22 protein-coding genes and 2 pseudogenes are annotated in these 22,183 nt (G+C 49.6%); 11 read left to right on the top strand and 13 right to left on the bottom strand.

Annotated elements, in window-relative coordinates:
* Positions 1-129 precede the first annotated feature (129 nt).
* From QUF14_RS26215 to QUF14_RS26175, 9 genes are all read right to left on the bottom strand, one after another.
* The gene (locus QUF14_RS26215) at positions 130-846 is read right to left on the bottom strand and encodes a DUF2786 domain-containing protein (RefSeq protein ID WP_286333175.1); all 717 of its coding nucleotides are present in this window, start codon (positions 844-846) and stop codon (positions 130-132) included.
* Positions 847-926: 80 nt separating this feature from the next.
* A complete protein-coding gene (locus QUF14_RS26210) occupies positions 927-1,118 on the bottom strand; it encodes a hypothetical protein (RefSeq protein WP_000992254.1) in 192 nt (63 codons plus the stop codon).
* Positions 1,099-1,332, bottom strand: coding sequence for an ANR family transcriptional regulator (locus tag QUF14_RS26205; RefSeq protein ID WP_029392806.1), 234 nt, complete (start codon positions 1,330-1,332; stop codon positions 1,099-1,101). The genes QUF14_RS26210 and QUF14_RS26205 overlap by 20 nt, the downstream gene beginning before the upstream one ends.
* A 1-nt stretch (position 1,333) precedes the next feature.
* Positions 1,334-1,978, bottom strand: a complete 645-nt coding sequence (locus QUF14_RS26200; RefSeq protein ID WP_029392807.1) for a DUF3164 family protein — start codon at positions 1,976-1,978, stop codon at positions 1,334-1,336.
* 29 nt (positions 1,979-2,007) lie between these two features.
* Positions 2,008-2,223, bottom strand: a complete 216-nt coding sequence (locus tag QUF14_RS26195) for a hypothetical protein (RefSeq protein ID WP_001402685.1) — start codon at positions 2,221-2,223, stop codon at positions 2,008-2,010.
* Positions 2,224-2,235: 12 nt separating this feature from the next.
* On the bottom strand, positions 2,236-2,460 hold the full coding sequence (locus tag QUF14_RS26190) for a hypothetical protein (protein ID WP_000361028.1): 225 nt from the start codon (positions 2,458-2,460) through the stop codon (positions 2,236-2,238).
* Between the two features lie 14 nt (positions 2,461-2,474).
* The gene (locus tag QUF14_RS26185) at positions 2,475-3,368 is read right to left on the bottom strand and encodes an AAA family ATPase (RefSeq protein ID WP_000053172.1); all 894 of its coding nucleotides are present in this window, start codon (positions 3,366-3,368) and stop codon (positions 2,475-2,477) included.
* 18 nt (positions 3,369-3,386) lie between these two features.
* Positions 3,387-5,429: a Mu transposase C-terminal domain-containing protein gene (locus tag QUF14_RS26180; protein ID WP_286333173.1), complete on the bottom strand. Its 2,043-nt coding sequence runs from the start codon at positions 5,427-5,429 to the stop codon at positions 3,387-3,389.
* Between the two features lie 9 nt (positions 5,430-5,438).
* The gene (locus QUF14_RS26175) at positions 5,439-5,708 is read right to left on the bottom strand and encodes a helix-turn-helix domain-containing protein (RefSeq protein ID WP_077781711.1); all 270 of its coding nucleotides are present in this window, start codon (positions 5,706-5,708) and stop codon (positions 5,439-5,441) included.
* A 167-nt stretch (positions 5,709-5,875) separates the two neighbouring features.
* Between QUF14_RS26175 and QUF14_RS26170 the strand changes: the two genes are divergently transcribed.
* The 5 genes and pseudogenes from QUF14_RS26170 (at position 5,876) to symE (ending at position 11,578) form a co-directional block, all read left to right on the top strand.
* A complete protein-coding gene (locus QUF14_RS26170; protein WP_286333172.1) occupies positions 5,876-6,547 on the top strand; it encodes a helix-turn-helix domain-containing protein in 672 nt (223 codons plus the stop codon).
* Between the two features lie 312 nt (positions 6,548-6,859).
* A pseudogene (locus QUF14_RS26165) lies at positions 6,860-7,729 on the top strand (type I restriction-modification enzyme R subunit C-terminal domain-containing protein); the annotation flags it as partial.
* Positions 7,730-7,795: 66 nt separating this feature from the next.
* Complete coding sequence (locus QUF14_RS26160) at positions 7,796-9,265, top strand: N-6 DNA methylase (RefSeq protein WP_001387312.1); 1,470 nt, start codon at positions 7,796-7,798, stop codon at positions 9,263-9,265.
* The gene (locus QUF14_RS26155; protein WP_000110091.1) at positions 9,265-11,016 is read left to right on the top strand and encodes a restriction endonuclease subunit S; all 1,752 of its coding nucleotides are present in this window, start codon (positions 9,265-9,267) and stop codon (positions 11,014-11,016) included. Before QUF14_RS26160 ends, QUF14_RS26155 begins: the two co-directional genes overlap by 1 nt.
* A gap of 220 nt (positions 11,017-11,236) precedes the next feature.
* Entirely contained in the window at positions 11,237-11,578 is a 342-nt protein-coding gene (gene symE, locus QUF14_RS26150) for an endoribonuclease SymE (RefSeq protein ID WP_000132619.1), read from the top strand.
* A gap of 46 nt (positions 11,579-11,624) precedes the next feature.
* Here the strand turns inward: symE and QUF14_RS26145 are convergent, their stop codons facing one another.
* The 3 genes and pseudogenes from QUF14_RS26145 to QUF14_RS26135 all read right to left on the bottom strand — a co-directional run bounded on the left by QUF14_RS26145 (position 11,625) and on the right by QUF14_RS26135 (position 13,979).
* Complete coding sequence (locus QUF14_RS26145) at positions 11,625-12,788, bottom strand: GmrSD restriction endonuclease domain-containing protein (RefSeq protein WP_138983873.1); 1,164 nt, start codon at positions 12,786-12,788, stop codon at positions 11,625-11,627.
* Between the two features lie 276 nt (positions 12,789-13,064).
* Positions 13,065-13,718: pseudogene (locus tag QUF14_RS26140) on the bottom strand (DUF262 domain-containing protein); the annotation flags it as partial.
* Positions 13,719-13,814: 96 nt separating this feature from the next.
* Entirely contained in the window at positions 13,815-13,979 is a 165-nt protein-coding gene (locus QUF14_RS26135) for a DUF1127 domain-containing protein (protein ID WP_000394281.1), read from the bottom strand.
* Between the two features lie 176 nt (positions 13,980-14,155).
* Between QUF14_RS26135 and QUF14_RS26130 the strand changes: the two genes are divergently transcribed.
* Entirely contained in the window at positions 14,156-15,568 is a 1,413-nt protein-coding gene (locus QUF14_RS26130) for an aminotransferase-like domain-containing protein (RefSeq protein ID WP_000199312.1), read from the top strand.
* Between the two features lie 241 nt (positions 15,569-15,809).
* Here the strand turns inward: QUF14_RS26130 and QUF14_RS26125 are convergent, their stop codons facing one another.
* The gene (locus QUF14_RS26125) at positions 15,810-16,754 is read right to left on the bottom strand and encodes an Rpn family recombination-promoting nuclease/putative transposase (protein ID WP_000181206.1); all 945 of its coding nucleotides are present in this window, start codon (positions 16,752-16,754) and stop codon (positions 15,810-15,812) included.
* Positions 16,755-17,231: 477 nt separating this feature from the next.
* On the opposite strand from QUF14_RS26125, the gene mdtM reads away from it, so the two are divergent.
* The 5 genes from mdtM to QUF14_RS26100 all read left to right on the top strand — a co-directional run bounded on the left by mdtM (position 17,232) and on the right by QUF14_RS26100 (position 22,092).
* Positions 17,232-18,464 carry a multidrug efflux MFS transporter MdtM gene (gene mdtM / locus QUF14_RS26120; RefSeq protein WP_001136997.1) on the top strand — a complete coding sequence of 411 codons (1,233 nt, stop codon included), beginning with the start codon at positions 17,232-17,234 and terminating at the stop codon, positions 18,462-18,464.
* A gap of 40 nt (positions 18,465-18,504) precedes the next feature.
* Positions 18,505-19,785, top strand: a complete 1,281-nt coding sequence (locus QUF14_RS26115; protein WP_001037416.1) for a DUF445 domain-containing protein — start codon at positions 18,505-18,507, stop codon at positions 19,783-19,785.
* Between the two features lie 115 nt (positions 19,786-19,900).
* Positions 19,901-21,052, top strand: coding sequence for a double-cubane-cluster-containing anaerobic reductase (locus QUF14_RS26110; RefSeq protein ID WP_100733728.1), 1,152 nt, complete (start codon positions 19,901-19,903; stop codon positions 21,050-21,052).
* Between the two features lie 9 nt (positions 21,053-21,061).
* Positions 21,062-21,829 (top strand): putative 2-hydroxyacyl-CoA dehydratase activator YjiL, encoded by a 768-nt coding sequence (yjiL, locus tag QUF14_RS26105; protein ID WP_088144641.1) that lies wholly within the window; start codon positions 21,062-21,064, stop codon positions 21,827-21,829.
* Positions 21,826-22,092 (top strand): putative Se/S carrier protein, encoded by a 267-nt coding sequence (locus tag QUF14_RS26100; RefSeq protein WP_000657672.1) that lies wholly within the window; start codon positions 21,826-21,828, stop codon positions 22,090-22,092. Before yjiL ends, QUF14_RS26100 begins: the two co-directional genes overlap by 4 nt.
* The last annotated feature ends 91 nt before the right edge of the window (positions 22,093-22,183 follow it).

The following is a 22,183-nucleotide window of genomic DNA, read 5'->3' as shown; positions in this document are numbered from 1 at the left end:
GCCACCGGGAAGCCCCCGGATATCCGGGGAACTCAACCACCGCGCTACCGTCATTCATCCTGTATTCGTGGCGTTCTCCGGGCGGCTGGTATATTGCTTCGGTAACACTAAGAAGTTTAAAAGCCATCGTTACACCCTCCCCAGTGCCAGCGGTCTGTTGCTCTGACCATTAACCCCCTGATGCAGTCTGGCGTTTTTCCCGGCGATAAAACCGGCTGTAGCGGCAAACTCTGCACCTCGACACGCTTTAGCTGTGCGCATATCCCCGTCGCGCAGCCCCTTAGTGCTGTGCAGGTTCTTTCTGTAAAGCTCAAGGCGGCTTTTTTCTTCCGGGGAGACGTCATACACCGCAATGACATCACGGGCACCAAAGACCCAGCCTTCGCAGAACTGGTCGCCACGGGCTACCCGCGTGGACGGACCACAACGTTTGCAGTGTTTATCCTGATATTTCTTACGCTCTGCCATCATCTGACGGGAAAGCACATCAAACGCGTAAGCCGCGATTTCCGGGCGGCTGTCAGAGCCATAAAAACGCACGTGACGTTTGAGTGAACCAGAAGCCCGGTATTCGCCGGATATGTAACACTCGACACCGAAGGCTTTACAGACCAGGTCACACAGGATGTGCATATAACGCGGCGGTGTACTGGCATCACTCGGCGCACCCGCGCTGGCAGCTTCCTGAATGTCGAACAATTCAGCGTCGTTTTCGCTGATGCCATGCTGGCGCATATAAGCCTGGGCTTTTGCAATAGCGTTAGCGGCTTCTTTCGGGCTTGATGTTCCTCTGGCAAGGCGTAACAGCTTTTTGATTTTGGCGATGTATTTGCTTTTATTTTCCATAATGAATTCCTCAGATTCAGGCGTAAGCCAGCCCCGGCGGGTTTACGCCTGTTTTAAATAACAATTAAAAACAAATTAAATTAATGCGGTGCTTTCAGTGTTTCGACTTTTACGAAATAAGGCTCGACATTAATTTCAACCACACAACCACATTTAAAATCTCTGGCAGGTGAAACGGTTTTCACCACACGACCACCACGCAACGCCGGATGTGCAGTGTGCATGAAGCGAGTCCCTACCGGATACTGCTTATTAAAGTTCTTCGCATTCATGGCGTGGCTTCCATCCTTTCAGGTGAGCATTAGCACAGAACTCGGCCCGGTGTTCCGCCCAGATGCGGCGCAGGGTGCTACACGGGCTTTGTGCTGCCTTACGCCACAGCTTTTCAGCCTCGGCATAATCGCCGCGTTGTTCTGCTCTGGACGCGCCCAGCGAATACGCCGCGCAACTATTTCCGGCTCTGTACTCTTTGATATCCTGATGCATGTTAAACCCCTGCAATATCAAGCGGGATTGCGCGGTATTCAGCAGAATCACCGACGCGCTCATACACGCGGATATAGCTTTTGCTGCCAATTACCTGGACGGCTTCACCAATCAGTTTCATGGCGTTATCCCAGCGTTCCTCCGTAATATCGAGACGACGCAGAGCCAGAACGCGCCCGGTGTTAATGTTGCCTTCCTTGTCCGTGCTGAATGCTTCACTGATGATGGCTTTAATTTCAGGGCGCGCTCCTTCCGTCCAGTCAGCCAGACAGTCATCAATCAGTGCCTTCGCGGTCTGAATGCGTTCATCAAGCGCGATACGGTCCTGCATGGCGCGCTGAATCTTGTAACGCCCGTCAAAGCTGTAAAGTGTGATATTCCCTTTTTTACCGCCTTTCACAGCGCCGTATTTCTCCGCCGACAGGTCAATAAATGCCTGAATATCACCAAACGCACGCAGTTTCAGTTCACGCAGTGAGGCAGAGGCAGCAATCACCATCTCCACAAGCTCACCGACCAGCTGCTCACGGTCGCGGTCAATATCTTTGATAAGACTTTCAGGCGTCATCACACCACGGGCATCAACCCAGTAGCCTTCCTGCACTTTATTTTTTGTATATTGCTTAACTTTATTTTCAGTCGTCATAATTAAATTACCTCAGTGATATTTACAGATTAATGTGTGTTATGTGCGCGAGGCGCAACATTTTCAGAAAAAAGATTCACGCCGTTATAGTCATTTCTGAGCGTTTCCTTGATAGCATCATGTAATCTTGTTGCCACCTGAAACTCCTTTTCGGAAGCTCCGTCCTTCGAATAACTCCCCGTGGTCTGGGTTAAAACACAGCCTTTTTCATCGGTATAGATAATTACTTCTAACTTAACCGCCATTCTGATTTCCTCTTATTGCCATACGACGGTGCAGCCGTCGATACAGGACGTTTTCACCACGCGGCGCAGGCCGCTGAATGTCTGGATGATTTCCGTTACCGGCCATACAGGGCCGCCCACGGGCGGGCAGGCATAAACCACAGGTAAACGGTGATGTTGCCCAGTTACGCGACCGCCGGTGGTGTGGATGGCCACACGGGCACGGGAACGGACGGCGTTAATGGTCTGCTTGTCCATCGTCTTGTTCTCCATCAGTGAATTAACATTTCTGCGAATTTATCAATGGCCTGCACACTGACCGGTGCATCGCTGATATCACAAATCCGGTACACACCGCGCGCCAGTTTGAACAGGCGGCGGGCATTACCCAGTGAGCGTGCGTAGAGCGCCTCGCTGATTTCCGGTTCTGCTGCTTCCGGCATCAGCCCGGTAGCTATCTGGTTAAAATCTTCCTGCGACAGCGTATCGCCCAGGTTAAGCGCCAGCGCCACACGGCTGTATAACTGGGCGAACTCACCGCGACGTCCCTTGAGGTTAATCAGAAGGCGTGGCATACCCGCCAGGACAATCCCGATACCCGCTTTGTCATGCAGACGGCGCAGAACCTCCAGTGCGCGATAGGGGAGCAGTTCAGCCTCGTCCACCATCAGCAGGCGACCGGAATCACGCAGTTCTCGCACACATGCATCAATCAGTTCGTGGATATTGCCGCGAACTTTTACCCCCAGCTGGCGGCACAGCTCCTCAAGCAGTGTTCTGGCTGTATAGCCCGGGTCGGCTTCAATCAGGACCGCATCCCGGTTTCTGGCGGCGTATTCACGCAGAATCATTGTTTTGCCAAGACCTGCTGCGCCATACAGCACACAGATTTCACATTCCAGGTGAGCGTAGGCCAGCACCTCCAGTCCTTTGGCAGCCATACCGGTGGTCACAAACTTTGCTTTAATACGGCGGCTGTTTTCTTTTTCCCGCTCACGGGTCACAAAGGCAGAAATGCGTTCTTCAATATCAGACATATCGCCCTGATATTTACCCTGCAAATACTGGCTGATAACGGCGCTGCTACGACCAATAGCACGGGCGACGTGGGTCTGCGTATAGCCGCGACGGGCCATTACGTCATTTAATTGCGTAATTAAACTCATAATTAAATACCTTTTAAATTAATGGTTGTTTGTGCCGTTTTTCTTTAAATTGCGCTCGCGTTCAGATGCGAATAAATAAAGTTCTTCTTTTTCCTTTTTCTCCGGGCGTTCCAGTCCATATCCCAGATTAAAGTCAGGCTTCTGCGTAATAGCCGGGGTAAGCTCGCGTTTAGCCTCTTCGATTTTCTGCGTGGCCCGTGCAATGCGGCCCCTGACGCGTTTCTCCAGTTTTTGTTCGATAACTGGTTTAGCGAAGGCATCAACCTTGTTACCGTTCCAGATGGCATCGCAGATATAAGAGCCATCAGCCCGCCGGACAATGACGCTGTTTGCATCATGAATATCGTAACTGACCCTGACTTCATTCCCGTGCTCTGCGGCCAGCTCATATGAGTAATAAATATTGTTGAATAACTGAATTTCCCCGCGAAATGTTTTGCGCGTCACTTCCGGTCTGAACATTTCATGCAGTTCTTCCGGCGACAGGAAATCAATTTCAACATTCTGCTCTTTTATCAGTTTCCGGCGATACGCTGCCGGGCTGTAATATTCGCCATCCTCTTTGCGGGGTAGGCTGCTGTGTGGCCGGTTGTTATAGCGTCTGACCTCCAGCTCTATGGCTGCCAGCAGTTGCTCAAAGGTGGGGATTTCATCCCTCGCCTTAACCTGCCGTTTTGTCAGTTCTTTCCCTTTGTGGGTGGCCTTAATGGCTGACTGCATAATCCGTTGCTGCATCATTACGGTTTCCTTGTCTGCATCCCTTGCGCAGTACGTCTGGAAACTCAGAGCCACGTCTTTGGGTATTCCTTTGTTTGCCCGTTCAATCACCCCGCGCCCCTGCGGGTTACCTGGTATCCCCGTGTGATGTTCCACACCCAGCCGGGGCAGAATCCCGGTAATATCGGCATCAAGCACCCGGTTTTTTTCACCGCCCCCGTTATCGGAGTAATAAATCAGCGGTATCCCGTGCTGCGCCATGCCGTAACGTAACGCATCAGCAACGGCTATCACGTTCTCCGACAGGGATAGTGACCAGCCCACAACAAAGCGTTGACCCGCATCCATAACCAGCGTCACTTCTGGCCGGAAAATATTGCCGGTCAGTGGGTTAAACGCAGTCATTTTCATACAGTGACCATCCCCGACCCATACCGCATTAACCGGTAATGTGCTCCAGTCGCGCCGCACAAAAGGATTGAGCGAACGCCAGGCTGAACCGGTGGAGCGGAAACGCTCCTTAACAATCACCGGGACGTTGCTTAACACCCGTCTTACTGCGTGAACTGAAGGCAGTGCCGCCAGCATTCCCGCATCATTCGCGTGTTTCTCATGCCACCAGGCTGAAAACTCGCGATAAGCGTATTCAACGGTCGGGCGCTTCCATGAGCGATAGAACATAAAGAAATCGCTCAACCACCAGACCTGCTCCCACGGTGTTCCCTTATGATGACCGGGAGCCAGTAACGCCAGTAACTGATTGGCATCACCGCGCGCCATCACCCAGCTGGAGTACCAGCTATCCAGGCTGCCGGTGCTGACACCGGTTCGCTTTCCCTGACGTGCATTTGCAGTATTCGCTGCTTCGATAATGCGGTCAGGCAACGCCCCCATGCGCACACCATCAACGATGTGCTTTAACGCGGCCTTCCTGGTCATTCCGGCGTATTCACGCAGTTTATGCACTTCAGTAGCCAGCAATATCCGCGCATCAGCAATGGCCTTTTGCTTGTCGGTCAGTGCCTGGACTTCGCGTAATGCCAGTTCCGGGCATTTGACCATCACTTCCAGTTCATCGCGAACGGCGACGTTTTTAACTGCTTTCTGCTCAACCACGGCGGGCAGTTGTGCATCTTCCAGGACCTGATGGGTCAGGCGCTTACGTAAAACTTTCTGCGCTTCAGCGGGCAGGCAGTCGATGTGATACTCGAATGCTTTGGTGCCTTCACGCTTGCGCTTCCATTCCGGGTTATTTTCAGCAAGACGATCCAGACGTGCCCGGATGTTTTTTTCTGCTGATGGAAAACCGGATAATCCCAGGCAATCCCGCACTACAAACCACACGATTCCACCTTACACCGCTATTTGCGATGTCTCATGCAAATAGCGACTTGGCCAAATCACATCAGGCGTTACGCCAACAGCCTGGGCAATTACCTGTTCGTATTTGGAGCACGGTCGATAAAACACATTCCGCATGGAACCGGGTTTCAATCCTTGTGCTTTTTCCAGCGAGGGTAAATCAATCCCTTTATTTTTTAACGCTGTTTGAATCGCCATTGCTGACCAGTCATGACCGCGACGAACAAACAGGTCGGTTAGATCTTGTCTCAACAACTGCATTGTGTGATCCTCTCACGTTTATCGAATTCGATAATCAAATTCGATTATCGAATGTGATAAAAGATATGCGATCAAAAGTACGCGGTCAATAACTTTTTGCGTATTTTTAGTCGCGCAAGCACAAAAGTACGCACATGCTTGTAACCTGTTAATTTATATGGTGAATTATGGAAAAGAACGGAAATGCGCCAATTAACGATAAACGTACTTTTTCTTATGATGGAATAGTACGCTTTAACGAACGTCTGAGAATCGCCATGGGAGATATGAGTAATCACGCTCTTGCACGGCAAAGCGGCTTATCCGAGGCATCTATAAGAAAGTATGTAAAAGGTGATAGCTATCCAACTATTGATAATGCAGCAAAAGTTGCTGATGCGTGTGGAGTATCTCTTGCATGGCTGTTAACTGGTGAGGATTGCGGTACTGATGATAATCACAAACGACCAGGTGCGAACAAAAAGACGCAAAAGAAAGCGTTAACTGATGCGTGCAATGATGCGCAGAACGGATTACAACTTATATTGGCTAATCTTCTACCTGAAGATGCTGAAATGTTATTCTCGACGCTATGCAAAGTAGGTATTAACGGTGTGTTGGCACGATTACACGCAACAGGCGACCATGTTTTAAGTGCTGACCCAGAAACGGTCATCCGAAGCCTGAACATCAGAGAATCGCTCAAAGATGCCATTAGTGTGGCATTGGCTGGCAACGAAGAAACTGACAAAGAGATTTTGCAACGCGCCAAATCCTGTATCCGAGCAGGAACACCAGGTGATCGCGTTCCCGTCACACCGGAGCAAAAAACTAAGCCTATAAACAAGAAATCAGCATAAGCGCCTCGTTTTGGCGGGGCGTGTGCTGTTAGCTAATCAGCAATAACCACAACAAAACCGAACACAACAGATGAGAACAACTTGAGGAAAACGGGCAAGGATAAAACACTTTTTAAAAGCATTTAAAACCCGTTAAGTTTGTAGCAGAACCAGATCAAAAGCGCCCAGAAAAAAGCGCAAAAAAAAGCGTTTTTGGTCATTTCTCACAAAACCGCCCAGAATCACACTAAATCACCACACCCCGCGCCACACAAGGCTTGCAGGTTCTACCAGGCTGCACGAACTCCGCCCAGAATTGATCACTACCCCACACGTGGTACACGCATCGACGAACGTTACGGCAAACTCTGGTTTACCATCCTCGACTTTAAAAAAGCCACCGAACTGTTTGCCGATGAGCGTTTCGATGGCATTCCCGAAAAAGTCATGGATACCACGCCAGAGGATATCGCCGACCCAGAATCTGATTTTGAAGAGAAACTCGAAGAAATCAGCGAACATGACGAAGAGCAGGTAACAGGCGTTGATGAACCGCCTGCGCCACCATACCAGGTTACCGATACCGATGATGTCGGCCCACTTCCGGAAGAAGACGAGAAGAAAATCCGCAAGTTTCACGTCAACGGTGTCGCGGTGGGCGTTATTGCGCAGCGCGTTCAGTATTACGATGCCGACGGTAAACTGGTTACCGAATCTTTTAAAGATTACACCCGCAAAACACTGCTCAAAGAATATGCCTCGCTGGATGACTTTACCCGCAAGTGGCAGGACGCCGATCGCAAAGAAGCGATCATTCACGAGCTGGAGCAACAGGGGATCATCTGGGAAGTACTGGCAGAAGAAGTCGGTAAAGATCTCGACCCGTTCGACATGCTTTGCCACGTAGTGTATGGTCAGCCGCCGTTAACCCGCAAAGAGCGTGCCGAGAACGTGCGCAAGCGGAACTACTTCACAAAATACTCTGAAGCAGCACAAACCGTGCTCGATAATCTGCTGGATAAATACGCCGATGCGGGCGTACAGGAGATCGAAAGTATTCAGGTGCTGAAACTTAAACCATTCGACAGCATGGGCACTTTACCGGAGATTATTAAAACCGGATTTGGCGACCGTAACGGGTATAATCAGGCGCTCAGCGAGCTGGAAAACGAAATCTACCAATTACCGCCCCGCTCTGCTTAACAACTCTCTTTTGCGCCTTCTGCAACCATCATGTTGCAGAAGGCCTTGTTTTTCATGGAATACAACATGTCTATCAGCTCAGTAATCAAATCATTACAAGATATTATGCGCAAAGATGCCGGTGTGGATGGCGATGCGCAGCGTCTCGGTCAGCTCTCCTGGCTGCTGTTTTTGAAAATCTTCGATGCCCAGGAAGAGGCGCTGGAACTGGAGCAGGATAACTATCAATATCCGATCCCACAGCGTTATTTGTGGCGCAGTTGGGCCGCCAACGCGCAGGGCATTACCGGTGATTCCCTGCTGGAATTCGTTAATGATGATCTGTTCCCGGCGTTGAAAAACCTCACTGCGCCTATCGATAAAAACCCACGCGGCTACGTGGTGAAGCAGGCGTTCAGCGATGCCTATAACTATATGAAAAACGGTACGCTACTGCGTCAGGTGATCAACAAGCTGAACGAAATTGACTTTACCAGCGCCAGCGAACGCCATCTGTTTGGTGATATTTACGAACAGATCCTTAAAGATCTACAATCTGCGGGCAATGCTGGCGAATTCTATACGCCACGCGCCGTCACTCGCTTTATGGTGGATCGCGTTGATCCGAAACTCGGCGAATCCATTATGGACCCGGCCTGCGGTACGGGCGGTTTTCTTGCCTGCGCGTTCGATCATGTAAAGAACAAATACGTGAAGAGCGTCGCCGATCATCAGACGCTGCAACAACAGATCCACGGTGTCGAGAAAAAACAGCTTCCGCACCTGCTGGCGACCACCAATATGCTGCTGCACGGCATTGAAGTGCCTGTACAAATTCGTCACGACAACACCCTGAACAAACCGCTTTCCTCCTGGGATGAGCAACTGGATGTCATTGTTACCAACCCGCCATTTGGTGGCACGGAAGAAGACGGTATTGAGAAGAACTTTCCGGCAGAGATGCAAACCCGCGAAACGGCGGATCTGTTCCTGCAACTGATTGTGGAAGTACTGGCGAAAAACGGTCGCGCGGCGGTGGTATTGCCGGATGGCACACTATTTGGCGAAGGCGTTAAAACCAAAATCAAAAAACTGCTTACCGAAGAGTGCAACCTGCATACCATCGTGCGTTTACCGAATGGGGTGTTTAACCCCTATACCGGCATTAAAACCAACCTGTTGTTCTTTACCAAAGGTCAGCCAACCAAAGAGATTTGGTTCTATGAGCATCCGTATCCGGCGGGCGTAAAAAATTACAGTAAAACCAAGCCGATGAAGTTTGAAGAGTTTCAGGCGGAAATCGACTGGTGGGGGAACGAGGCCGATGGTTTTGCCAGCCGCGTCGAGAATGAGCAGGCGTGGAAAGTCAGCATTGATGACGTGATTGCGCGTAACTTCAATCTGGATATTAAAAACCCACATCAGGCGGAAACCGTTAGCCATGATCCGGACGAACTGTTAGCGCAGTATGCAAAACAGCAGGCGGAGATCCAGACGCTGCGTAATCAACTGCGCGATATTCTTGGCGCTGCGCTGTCTGGCAAGGAGGTTAACTAATGAGTGTGGAAAAGCTGATCGTTGATCATATGGAAACCTGGACCTCGGCGTTGCAAACCCGTTCCACCGCCGGGCGCGGCAGTTCCGGAAAAATTGATTTATATGGCATTAAGAAATTACGTGAGCTGATTCTGGAACTGGCTGTGCGCGGTAAACTGGTGCCGCAAGACCCGAACGATGAACCGGCGTCGGAGCTGCTGAAGCGTATTGCTGCCGAGAAAGCAGAACTGGTGAAGCAAGGCAAAATTAAAAAGCAAAAACCACTGCCAGGAATTAGTGAGGAAGAGAAGCCATTTGAATTGCCGCAGGGATGGGAGTGGGCAAGAATCAATGACATAGCTTCATTTACAAATGGATATGCATTTAAGAGTAGCGAGTTTCAGAATTCTGGAGTTGGTATAGTCAAAATAGGTGATATCGACAGTTCCGGGTTTATTTCTACCGCAGGTATGTCATATGTTAGTGAAAAAAAAATAAATGTATTACCCGAAGAGATGAGGGTTAATCCTGGTGATATGGTTATTGCTATGTCTGGAGCAACAACAGGGAAACTAGGATTTAATAAAACAAAAAGCACGTTCCTTCTAAATCAACGAGTCGGTAAAATTGTGACTTACTCAGTTGACAAAGAGTTCATTTATCACTATTTATCTACAAGAATTGAAGAAAATCTATCTATTTCTTTAGGTAGTGCAATACCAAATATTAGCACAGCACAAATAAACAATATCATTATTCCAATCCCCCCATCAGATGAACAAGTTAAAATAATAGCCAGAGTTAAGTTACTTATTTCCCATTGCGACCAACTGGAACAGCAATCCCTGACCAGTCTGGACGCACATCAGCAACTGGTTGAAACCCTGTTGGGAACACTTACAGACAGCCAAAACGCCGAGGAACTGGCTGAAAACTGGGCACGTATTAGCGAGCATTTCGACACACTATTTACCACCGAAGCCAGCGTGGATGCATTAAAACAGACCATTCTGCAACTGGCCGTAATGGGTAAGCTTGTGCCGCAGGATCCGAATGATGAACCAGCCTCTGAACTGCTCAAACGAATTGCGCAGGAAAAAGCACAACTGGTGAAAGAAGGAAAAATAAAAAAACAAAAACCGTTGCCGCCGATTAGCGATGAGGAAAAACCTTTTGAACTGCCGGAAGGGTGGGAATGGATTAGACTAGGAAATATTGGTGAAGTTAAAGGGGGCGGAACCCCAAGTAAAAACAATTCTGATTTTTGGAAAGGTAATATTCCATGGGTTTCACCAAAGGATATGAAGGTTAATTACATCTCCAAAAGTCAACTAAATATTTCAAAAGAGGCTGTATTGGAGAGTTCAGTACATCTAATCCCTGAAAATAGTCTTATTTTTGTTGTCCGAGGCATGATTTTAGCCCATACATTCCCCGTAGCAATAACAAAAAAAGAAGTCACTATTAATCAAGATATGAAAGCCATATCAACTAATCAATTAAATACTGATTTTTTAATTTACTTACTTAAAGCAAACGAGACTCGAGTAATATGCTTAGTTGACCGCTCCTCTCATGGCACATGTAAACTTGTTTCAGATAAACTTTTCAATTTGGTTTTACCGTTGCCTCCATTAGAAGAACAATTTCGTATTACAGAACGAATAAATATGCTATTAGCTTATTGTGATAGATTGAAAAATTATATAAACCTAAAAAAACAAACCCAACTGCACCTTGCAGACGCACTGACTAACGCGGCGATAAACTAATTTTCCCGCCCTCAAAAAAGCAATAAAGCGGCTCAATAGCCGCTTTATTCACATCACCAAAAATTATATTTCACGCTAACTTCCATCTTATTTTCATTAATTTTTAGCTGGACTTTCCCCATATTTACTGATGATATATCCAGGTATTTAGCGCGGTGCGGATGTGCGCCAACACACCCGCACCGCTCATCACAATCACTATTATCGGAGAATAGCAGTTATGACTGACACGCATTCTATTGCACAACCGTTCGAAGCAGAAGTCTCCCCGGCAAATAACCGTCAATTAACCGTGAGTTATGCGAGTCGCTACCCGGATTACAGCCGTATTCCCGCCATCACCCTGAAAGGTCAGTGGCTGGAAGCCGCCGGTTTTGCCACCGGCACGGCGGTAGATGTCAAAGTGATGGAAGGCTGTATTGTCCTCACCGCCCAACCACCCGCCCCCGAAGAGAGCGAACTGATGCAGTCGCTGCGCCAGGTGTGCAAACTGTCAGCGCGTAAACAGAAGCAGGTGCAGGAGTTTATTGGGGTGATTGCCGGTAAACAGAAAGTCGCCTGATACATTGACCCGGTAGCGCCAGTGCTACCGGGTATTATTCGCCACGTTATACCAACGCGCTCTCCATCTGTTTTTCAAATGCCTGACGGATTAATCCCATAATGTAAGGAAGTTGTGCGAGGTCGCTGAAACCAATTTCTACATCGCCATTGCCCCAGCGCCCAACATTTGTCACATCTTTGGCAATACCTTTCGGATCGACCAGTTCATGAAACTGCATATTAAGCGACAATCGCAGTCGGCTTTTTTGCGGCACAACATCAACAAAATTCGTTTCAGCTTTAAACGCAATATAGAGCTTCAATACTTCCTGCGTGATCCCTGCGTCCAGGCGCATAACTTCATCGCGAAGATGATCGAATAACACCCGGCTATGCGAACCATCAGCAAGAAAAGGATAATCACTCAGGCTGTAACTGGTTTTGTTCTCCGGTTGCCCCCGATAAACAGCTAAAACCTCTTCAGGAAGAGAAGGCGCTTGCCAGACCTGAACCGCGAGATCGGCCAGACGATCGGCTCGGGCGTGAATAGCGGCTTCATCCCATTTTTCGCACTGTCCAAGACCGATATTCAAATAGAGCGGGCTATGTTTAAAGCCATCTTCAATATCGCGTTTTTCCGCGAAAGGTCTGTCACTGTAGCGGGAGTTATAGCGCGTTAATGTGAGATTCCCCAACGTATGCAACAGTTCTTTATGAATGCGTTGCCAGTCGATTCCCAGCTCTTCACGCCATTTAGCCGACAGATTTTCATTCTGCGGCATAATGTGCTCAATCGTAAACTCTTCCACGCGCTCTCTGCGTTTATCGTTTTCCAGTCGTCGTAACCAGTAGCTGCGACTGCGGAAGTTATAGAGATCGCGAACTTTTAATTCCCGTTTAAATTCATCATCGTTGGGAAAACGACGATATGAAGGCAGGTTCAAAAAATGCACCTGAATACTTTCCAGATAATTTTCTTTATTAATGATCTTATAAAAAGTGGCAAACGTCTTGTTAAGAGAATTTGTTGGAATCGCACATACTGCACGGCGGAAAACATAAGATTCAATTAAACGAATTATGCTCAGGAAATCTTCGTGAGACAAATCGTCATTTTTATAGTCATGATAAAGCACCAGTAAGAAAGGATACGCCACATCAACCTTTAACTCGCGCAAATCCTGAAATGCCGTAGCAAGCGATTTGTCACTTTCTTTTCCCAATGCCATTGCACAGTAATACTCCGCGTAGATGTGAATATCTTCAACCAGCCGATCTACGCCTTTTTCAGCAACACTCTGGCTACGGGCATGTAGTTTAAATGCCTCATAGACTTCATCTGTCCGAGGGATCTCCCCCGTTTTTACCGTCAGATAATGACGCATAAAACTGTCAAAATATTCGCTGTAACCTTGCTGACCAAAAGCGACTTCCATTGGACGCCAGTGATCTTCATACAACCGGGTTTGATGCTCTGGTTCGAGGCCCATCAGGATAAAATTGCGCACCAGATCGGCCTGACTTAACGCCTTACCGGTGGAGTTCATACTTTCAAAAATCAGTTGCGGATTATCCTGGCCACGATTAAGTGCCACATCGACAATTAATAACTTTGCTAACCCACGACATAAGGGAATCAAGTCATCCCCGAGTTTGGCAATTTGTTCATCAAAGAAAGTAAAGTTTTCCATTATTCGATGGGAATAGTTTTCTGGCATCGGTCTTTGTTTTATTAACGCCAGCAAACTGTCTTTATCAGTCTCGGTCAGCAGTAATTTAAATCCTTTCTCGCCGGACTCATAAGGATTGAGTAAATAATAATTACGCAATTTCATTGCTGAAAAGCCATCAAAAACTTCGTCTTCGCCAAGATGACGCGATAAAGCCTCAATCAGCAACATTGCGGTCGTCAGCCTTTGTTGACCATCAATGACCAGTAACGGAGAAATACCAGAAACCTGATACAACCCCTGCTCAATATAAACAACCGAACCGATAAAATGCGCTGATATATCGTCACGCTTTCCGGCACGAATGATGTCGTCCCAAAGTTGCCGACATTGTTGCCCGGTCCATGAATAAGTCCGTTGATAAATGGGAATAACAAACTGCTGCGAACGTTTTAAAAAATCGAGTAGGCGAGCCTCTGTGGCTTTCATCCTGGCGTCCTTCCGTGAAGCAATAATGACGCAATAATAACCACTTCCTTGTGAAGGTTATAGCGAAATCCGGTTTATCCGCGATGAATTGCCCCCTCACTCCACATCCTCCCTGCGTAACCCAATATCCCTCAACCGCTCATCACTCATCTGCTGTAACACGCGTCGGGTCTGCATTTGCCGCCGCCAACGCCTCACCGCCTGCCAGAGTTGCACCAGGCCGATAAACGGCGCTTTAGCTCTGTTTTCGTGAAATTCCATCTGCTGCCTCCTCATCTTTCAGAGGCTTCATCATCCGCCTTCTGGCAGTTCACAATACAGATGCAAATATTAGTTTTATTTAACATACAGACAGGTTAAAACAGCATCTGCATCCGGTTTTTTAGCCTCATCTGTACCGGTTTTTCTCTCTGTATGGTCCAAATAAGGAGTACAGCATGACGCGTTATCAACATCTGGCGACTCTGCTTGCCGAACGGATTGAGCAAGGGCTGTATCGTCACGGGGAGAAATTGCCGTCGGTGCGCAGCTTAAGTCAGGAGCACGGCGTCAGTATCAGCACCGTGCAGCAGGCGTATCAGACGCTGGAGACGATGAAGCTCATCACTCCGCAGCCGCGTTCGGGTTATTTTGTCGCACAACGTAAAGCCCAGCCGCCAGTACCGCCGATGACGCGTCCGGTGCAGCGCCCGGTGGAAATTACCCAGTGGGATCAGGTGCTGGATATGCTAGAGGCGCATAGCGACAGTTCCATTGTTCCGTTAAGCAAAAGCACGCCGGATGTCGAAACGCCCAGCTTGAAACCGCTGTGGCGGGAGCTAAGCCGGGTGGTGCAGCATAATCTGCAAACCGTTCTCGGTTATGACTTGTTAGCCGGTCAGCGAGTATTGCGAGAGCAGATTGCCCGCCTGATGCTCGACAGCGGCTCGGTAGTCACCGCCGATGACATCATTATTACCAGCGGCTGCCATAACTCGATGTCGCTGGCGTTAATGGCGGTGTGTAAACCGGGCGATATTGTCGCGGTCGAATCCCCCTGTTATTACGGTTCGATGCAGATGCTGCGCGGCATGGGCGTGAAAGTGATTGAAATCCCAACCGATCCAGAAACAGGCATCAGCGTTGAAGCGCTGGAACTGGCGCTGGAACAGTGGCCAATTAAAGGCATCATTCTGGTGCCAAACTGTAATAATCCGCTGGGATTTATTATGCCGGACGCGCGCAAACGGGCCGTTCTCTCTCTCGCTCAGCGTCATGATATTGTGATTTTTGAAGATGATGTCTATGGCGAACTGGCAACGGAGTATCCGCGCCCGCGGACCATTCATTCCTGGGATATCGACGGGCGAGTGCTGTTGTGCAGTTCGTTCAGTAAAAGTATTGCACCAGGCCTGCGCGTGGGTTGGGTCGCACCGGGGCGTTATCACGATAAACTGATGCATATGAAATACGCCATCAGCAGCTTTAATGTGCCGTCCACGCAAATGGCGGCGGCAACGTTTGTGCTGGAAGGTCATTATCATCGCCATATCCGGCGGATGCGGCAGAATTATCAGCGCAATTTGGCGCTTTATACCTGCTGGATACGGGAATATTTTCCCTGCGAAATCTGTATTACGCGCCCGAAAGGCGGATTTTTACTGTGGATAGAATTGCCTGAACAGGTCGATATGGTTTGCGTTGCGCGGCAGCTATACCGCATGAAAATCCAGGTGGCGGCAGGCTCGATTTTCTCGGCTTCCGGCAAATACCGTAATTGTCTGCGCATCAACTGCGCTTTGCCGCTCAGCGAAACCTATCGCGAAGCACTGAAGCAAATTGGCGAGGCCGTGTATCGGGCAATGGAATAAATTCGAAATAGCGGCGAAGCGCCTGATTTCCTCTCATGAATAACCTGTGACTCGTTTTATCTTTGCTGGGTCATCGCCACGTTCCAGCCTGAATTAGGCAAACTACGCTTTGTTCATGCCGGATGCGGCGTGAACGCCTTATCCTGCCTACAAACCGCGCAAATTCAATAGATTGTAGAGAAAATGTAGGTCTGATAAGCGTAGCACATCAGGCTGCTTTGCGTTTGTCATCAGTCTCTGATTAGTACTCGATCCATGGATCACGCTTGCTTTCAGGCAAGGGCTGATCTAATGCCTGCATTTGCTCCGCCGAAAGTCCGGTAATCTTTTGTATCCATTCAGGATCTGCCCCATTCTGCAACAACAATCTAAGGAGGCGTTGTTCCCCTTCTTCTTTCCCTTTCTCCCTCCCCAACAGCCATCCATCATTATAAATTCGCTCTGCAATTGTCATTATTCGCTCCCTGTGTTGTGGCATTCGCCTGGTAAGTTCGCTGATAAACGCCTTAAAACGCGCTTCATCGCCAGTCAGTAAAATGTAATTTAACAGCGCAGTTATCTGGCTGTCATTAGCGCACCCTGTAACCAGTAATACTGCCAGTTGATCAATAAGCCCCATTAGATCGCGCTGGCGAATATGCTTTTGGATCAACTCCAACAGGGCGACTCTGCGGTGTTGCACAATCTCGTCGTCTGGCACGACAGTGATATCCACCAGCGGGAACGCGGCGGTATAAAGCTTCCGTGCGATAGTCGGGTCGGCAAATTCGTCCAGCCAGCACAAAGACCAGGGATAAGGACTACGGCTACCGTGATAAAACAGCATCGGGATGACCAGCGGTAGCGGTCGGCGTTTATCATGTTCGATATGGCGCTGCATCACCGCCATGGAATAGCGCATCAGGCGAAAAGCCATGTGAATATCCTCGCGGCTCTGATGTTCAATCACCACATAGATATAGCCATCGCCTTCGCGGGTCTTTACCGACCATAAAATATCGGAGTGTAGCGCCCGCAATTTTTCATCGACAAAGCTGGCGGATTCCAGTTTTAAGGTGTCGAGATCGCACAGTTCACGTAAATCTTTAGGTAAGTGAATCTCCATAAAATCCCGCGCAGTGTCAGGGTGCGTGAGAAAGGTTTTAAATAATGCATCATGCGGCGTACTGGTCGTGAAGTTTGTCATGGCGATCCGTCACCTGTAGATAAGATGGTCTGACTTTAGCGGCTAACAAAACCACTCTCACCCGGCAATTTCCCATTCCCCGAGGCGCTTTCCAGGCTATTTTTATTCTTCTGCAAACGATACATTTTTCCGGAAACAAGCTCGCGTTTTACATGTCCTGTACCCGGCAGATATTCCCCTTCCCACCGCGCTCTTTTGATTAACCGCAAATTTTAATTACACTTAAGGTGTATATTTTCTATGCAACCCATCAATTAAAGAGGTGTAATGTGCTGATGACTATTTGTAATCGTTATACATTCTGACCCGAAGTCAGAAAGTATTTCTCTGTCTGTGTGTTCACAGGCAGTGTGGTTGATTACATGAAATTCAGTACATTTGCAGTCTCGTTGCCCTTCTCACCTGCCTTTCGTCATTACCGACGGTATTGAATTTCGTTTTCCCCGTTGAGGTTCTCCGGACAAGGAGTTGTTTGTTATGCCACGTTTTTTTGCCCGCCATGCCGCCACGCTGTTTTTCCCGATGGCGTTGATTTTGTATGACTTTGCCGCGTATCTGTCGACGGATCTGATCCAGCCTGGGATCATTAATGTGGTCCGTGATTTTAACGCCGATGTCAGTCTGGCCCCGGCTGCCGTCAGTCTCTATCTCGCTGGCGGTATGGCGTTACAGTGGCTGCTGGGGCCGCTCTCCGACAGAATTGGCCGCAGGCCGGTGCTGATTACCGGGGCGCTAATTTTTACCCTTGCCTGCGCCGCGACAATGTTCACAACGTCTATGACACAGTTTCTTATCGCGCGTGCAATTCAGGGCACCAGTATCTGTTTTATTGCCACCGTTGGTTATGTCACGGTGCAGGAGGCGTTCGGACAGACAAAAGGGATCAAGTTGATGGCGATTATCACCTCCATCGTACTGATTGCGCCGATTATCGGCCCGCTTTCCGGCGCAGCTCTGATGCACTTTATGCACTGGAAAGTCCTTTTTGCCATCATTGCGGTTATGGGTTTTATCTCATTTGTTGGCTTACTGCTGGCGATGCCAGAGACAGTGAAGCGCGGCGCGGTTCCGTTTAGCGCCAAAAGCGTATTACGCGATTTTCGTAATGTCTTTTGCAACCGTCTGTTCCTCTTTGGCGCAGCAACCATCTCTTTAAGCTATATCCCGATGATGAGCTGGGTGGCTGTCTCGCCGGTGATCCTGATTGACGCAGGCGGCTTAACAACTACGCAGTTCGCCTGGACACAGGTTCCGGTGTTCGGCGCGGTGATTGTTGCGAATGCCATCGTGGCGCGTTTCGTTAAAGATCCGACCGAACCGCGGTTTATCTGGCGTGCCGTACCCATTCAACTGGTCGGCCTCTCGCTGTTGATTATCGGCAATCTGCTGTCGCCGCACGTCTGGCTGTGGTCGGTGCTGGGCACCAGTCTGTATGCTTTCGGGATTGGTTTGATTTTCCCGACCTTATTCCGCTTTACGCTGTTTTCCAATAACTTACCGAAAGGGACCGTCTCCGCATCGCTAAATATGGTGATCCTGATGGTGATGTCGGTCTCGGTCGAAATCGGCCGCTGGCTGTGGTTTAACGGCGGTCGCTTGCCGTTTCATCTGTTAGCCGTTGTGGCGGGCGTTATCGTCGTTTTCACCCTGGCGGGATTGCTCAATCGCGTGCGCCAACATCAGGCTGCCGAGCTGGTGGAGGAGCGGTGATTTTTGCGCGATCCTGCCGTCAGGCTCTATTCTTAACGTTATGAATAAACTCATCGAACTCAGACGCGCCAAAAGGTTGGCGCTCTCTTTACTGCTTATCGCCGCTGCTACCTTTGTCGTTACGCTGTTTTTGCCGCCCAATTTTTGGGTGAGCGGCGTGAAGGCGATTGCTGAAGCGGCGATGGTCGGCGCGCTGGCTGACTGGTTTGCGGTGGTGGCGCTATTTCGCCGCGTGCCGATTCCGATCATTTCTCGTCATACGGCGATTATCCCGCGTAATAAAGACAGGATTGGTGAAAATCTCGGCCAGTTCGTGCAGGAAAAATTTCTCGATACCCAGTCGCTGGTGGCATTGATTCGACGTCACGAACCGGCGTTGTTGATTGGCAACTGGTTTAGTCAGCCGGAAAACGCCCGCCGCGTTGGTCAGCATCTGTTGCAGATCATGAGCGGTTTTCTTGAACTGACCGATGATGCGCGCATTCAGCGCCTGCTTAAGCGCGCAGTCCATCGGGCGATTGATAAGGTCGATCTCTCCGGCACCAGTGCGTTGATGCTGGAGAGTATGACCAAAAACGATCGCCATCAGGTGCTGCTGGATACGCTGATCGCACAGTTGATCGCCCTGCTTCAGCGCGATAAATCGCGCAAGTTTATCGCCCAGCAAATTGTTCGCTGGCTGGAGAGCGAGCATCCGCTAAAAGCCAAAATTTTGCCCACTGAATGGCTGGGCGAACATAGCGCGGAGTTAGTTTCTGACGCGGTGAATTCTTTGCTTGATGATATTAGTCGCGATCGTGCGCATCAGATCCGCCATGCGTTTGATCGCGCCACCTTCGCCCTGATCGACAAGCTGAAAAACGATCCGGAAATGGCAGCGCGAGCCGATGCCGTAAAAAGCTATCTGAAAGAAGATGAAGCTTTTAACCGCTATCTCAGTGAATTGTGGGGGGATTTACGGGAATGGCTGAAAGCGGATATCAACAGTGAAGATTCTCGTGTGAAAGAACGTATCGCACGAGCGGGTCAATGGTTTGGCGAAACGTTAATTGCCGATGATGCCTTGCGGGCGTCGTTAAATGGTCATCTGGAACAAGCCGCGCACCGCGTTGCGCCTGAGTTTTCCGCATTCCTGACGCGCCATATCAGCGATACGGTAAAAAGCTGGGATGCCAGGGATATGTCGCGGCAAATCGAGTTAAATATCGGCAAAGATCTGCAGTTTATCCGTGTCAACGGTACGCTAGTTGGCGGTTGTATTGGGCTAATTTTGTATTTGCTGTCGCAGCTCCCGGCCTTGTTTCCCCTCGGCAATTTTTAGAAATCCATGAAAAACTAAGTGGCTAACCGCGAGAGAGATCAAATAAACCACACTAAAAGAATGGTAATAATGTGGCCTCTTTTCATTATCTCCCGTGGTACGGGGAAGGAAAATCATGTCACTTGTCACCGATCTACCCGCCATTTTCGCTCAGTTCTCTGAAGCTCGCCAGAAAGGCTTTCTCACCGTCATGGATCTCAAGGAGCGCGGCATTCCGCTGGTTGGCACCTACTGCACCTTTATGCCGCAAGAGATCCCGATGGCAGCCGGCGCGGTTGTGGTTTCGCTCTGTTCCACCTCTGATGAAACCATTGAAGAAGCCGAGAAAGATCTGCCGCGCAACCTCTGCCCGCTGATTAAAAGCAGCTATGGCTTCGGCAAAACCGATAAATGCCCCTACTTCTACTTTTCTGATCTGGTGGTCGGTGAAACCACCTGCGACGGCAAAAAGAAAATGTATGAATACATGGCAGAGTTTAAGCCTGTTCATGTGATGCAATTGCCCAACAGCGTTAAGGACGATGCCTCGCGTGCATTATGGAAAGCTGAGATGCTGCGCTTACAAAAAGCGGTAGAGGAACGTTTTGGACACGAGATTAGCGAAGATGCTCTGCGCGACGCCATTGCGTTGAAAAACCGCGAACGTCGCGCACTGGCCAATTTTTATCATCTTGGGCAGTTAAATCCCCCAGCGCTTAGCGGCAGCGACATTCTGAAAGTGGTCTACGGCGCAACCTTCCGGTTCGATAAAGAGGCGTTGGTTGACGAACTGGATGCAATGACCGCCCGCGTTCGTCAGCAGTGGGAAGAAGGCCAGCGACTGGACCCGCGTCCACGCATTTTAATCACCGGCTGCCCAATTGGCGGCGCAGCAGAGAAAGTGGTGCGCGCGATTGAAGAGAATGGCGGCTGGATTGTCGGTTATGAAAACTGCACCGGGGCGAAAGCGACCGAGCAATGCGTGGCAGAAACGGGCGATGTCTACGACGCGCTGGCGGATAAATATCTGGCGATTGGCTGCTCCTGTGTTTCGCCGAACGATCAGCGCCTGAAAATGCTCAGCCAGATGGTGGAAGAATATCAGGTCGATGGCGTAGTTGATGTGATTTTGCAGGCGTGCCATACCTATGCGGTGGAATCGCTGGCGATTAAACGTCATGTGCGTCAGCAGCACAACATTCCTTATATCGCTATTGAAACAGACTACTCCACCTCAGATGTCGGGCAGCTCAGCACCCGTGTCGCGGCCTTTATTGAGATGCTGTAAGGAGTGGCAGTGGCATATTCGATTGGCATTGATTCCGGCTCAACCGCCACCAAAGGGATCTTACTGGCAGACGGCGTGATTACGCGCCGTTTCCTCGTTCCAACACCCTTTCGCCCGGCAACAGCAATTACTGAAGCCTGGGAAACTCTGCGCGAAGGGTTAGAAACAACGCCGTTTCTGACGCTCACCGGCTACGGGCGGCAACTGGTGGATTTTGCCGATAAACAGGTGACGGAAATCTCCTGTCACGGGCTGGGCGCACGGTTTCTTGCGCCAGCAACGCGCGGGGTAATCGACATCGGTGGTCAGGACAGCAAAGTGATTCAGCTTGATGACGACGGTAACCTGTGCGATTTCCTGATGAATGACAAATGCGCGGCGGGCACCGGGCGTTTCCTGGAGGTGATCTCGCGCACGCTTGGCACCAGCGTCGAGCAACTCGACAGCATTACCGAAAATGTCACGCCGCACGCCATCACGAGTATGTGTACGGTGTTTGCCGAATCAGAAGTGATCAGCCTGCGCTCAGCGGGCGTCGCGCCAGAAGCGATTCTCGCTGGAGTGATTAACGCGATGGCGCGGCGGAGTGCCAATTTCATTGCTCGTCTCTCCTGTGAAGCGCCGATTCTGTTTACTGGTGGCGTTAGTCATTGCCAGACGTTTGCCCGGATGTTGGAAACTCACCTGGGAATGCCGGTAAATACCCATCCTGATGCGCAATTTGCTGGCGCAATTGGCGCAGCGGTAATTGGTCAACGAGTGAGAAAACGCCGATGAAAGAGTTTTTATTTTTATTTCACTCCACGGTCGGCGTCATACAAACCCGCAAGGCGTTGCAGGCAGCGGGCATGACTTTTCGCGTCAGCGATATTCCCCGTGATTTACGCGGCGGCTGCGGGTTATGCATTTGGCTGACCTGTCTGCCCGGCGAGGAAATACAATGGGTGATCCCTGGGCAGACCGAAGCGATATATTGCCAACAGGGCAGCAACTGGCAGTGCGTGGTGCATTACGATTCAGAAGCGTCAACCAGGCAATAAGATCTTTAAATATAACGCCCGGATATTTGGCTGCACATAATCCTGCATGAAGGAAGTTGTATTAAATATCTCGCCTGCTGTGAAATATTTC

This window comes from Escherichia sp. HH091_1A (genome assembly GCF_030295175.1).
In the GTDB taxonomy this organism is placed as follows: domain Bacteria; phylum Pseudomonadota; class Gammaproteobacteria; order Enterobacterales; family Enterobacteriaceae; genus Escherichia; species Escherichia coli_F.
This window is presented reverse-complemented; position numbering and strand designations above follow the sequence as displayed.

Coding starts and splice junctions, on each gene's coding strand:
- QUF14_RS26210 (WP_000992254.1), bottom strand. CDS start 1,118: ATGAATGCGAAGAACTTTAATAAGCAGTATCCGGTAGGGACTCGCTTC.
- QUF14_RS26115 (WP_001037416.1), top strand. CDS start 18,505: ATGAATAAACTCATCGAACTCAGACGCGCCAAAAGGTTGGCGCTCTCT.
- QUF14_RS26200 (WP_029392807.1), bottom strand. CDS start 1,978: ATGACGACTGAAAATAAAGTTAAGCAATATACAAAAAATAAAGTGCAG.
- QUF14_RS26195 (WP_001402685.1), bottom strand. CDS start 2,223: ATGGCGGTTAAGTTAGAAGTAATTATCTATACCGATGAAAAAGGCTGT.
- QUF14_RS26160 (WP_001387312.1), top strand. CDS start 7,796: ATGTCTATCAGCTCAGTAATCAAATCATTACAAGATATTATGCGCAAA.
- QUF14_RS26130 (WP_000199312.1), top strand. CDS start 14,156: ATGACGCGTTATCAACATCTGGCGACTCTGCTTGCCGAACGGATTGAG.
- symE (WP_000132619.1), top strand. CDS start 11,237: ATGACTGACACGCATTCTATTGCACAACCGTTCGAAGCAGAAGTCTCC.
- QUF14_RS26135 (WP_000394281.1), bottom strand. CDS start 13,979: ATGGAATTTCACGAAAACAGAGCTAAAGCGCCGTTTATCGGCCTGGTG.
- QUF14_RS26185 (WP_000053172.1), bottom strand. CDS start 3,368: ATGAGTTTAATTACGCAATTAAATGACGTAATGGCCCGTCGCGGCTAT.
- QUF14_RS26170 (WP_286333172.1), top strand. CDS start 5,876: ATGGAAAAGAACGGAAATGCGCCAATTAACGATAAACGTACTTTTTCT.
- QUF14_RS26100 (WP_000657672.1), top strand. CDS start 21,826: ATGAAAGAGTTTTTATTTTTATTTCACTCCACGGTCGGCGTCATACAA.
- QUF14_RS26110 (WP_100733728.1), top strand. CDS start 19,901: ATGTCACTTGTCACCGATCTACCCGCCATTTTCGCTCAGTTCTCTGAA.
- QUF14_RS26215 (WP_286333175.1), bottom strand. CDS start 846: ATGGAAAATAAAAGCAAATACATCGCCAAAATCAAAAAGCTGTTACGC.
- QUF14_RS26125 (WP_000181206.1), bottom strand. CDS start 16,754: ATGACAAACTTCACGACCAGTACGCCGCATGATGCATTATTTAAAACC.
- QUF14_RS26145 (WP_138983873.1), bottom strand. CDS start 12,788: ATGGCATTGGGAAAAGAAAGTGACAAATCGCTTGCTACGGCATTTCAG.
- QUF14_RS26190 (WP_000361028.1), bottom strand. CDS start 2,460: ATGGACAAGCAGACCATTAACGCCGTCCGTTCCCGTGCCCGTGTGGCC.
- QUF14_RS26205 (WP_029392806.1), bottom strand. CDS start 1,332: ATGCATCAGGATATCAAAGAGTACAGAGCCGGAAATAGTTGCGCGGCG.
- QUF14_RS26155 (WP_000110091.1), top strand. CDS start 9,265: ATGAGTGTGGAAAAGCTGATCGTTGATCATATGGAAACCTGGACCTCG.
- QUF14_RS26175 (WP_077781711.1), bottom strand. CDS start 5,708: ATGCAGTTGTTGAGACAAGATCTAACCGACCTGTTTGTTCGTCGCGGT.
- mdtM (WP_001136997.1), top strand. CDS start 17,232: ATGCCACGTTTTTTTGCCCGCCATGCCGCCACGCTGTTTTTCCCGATG.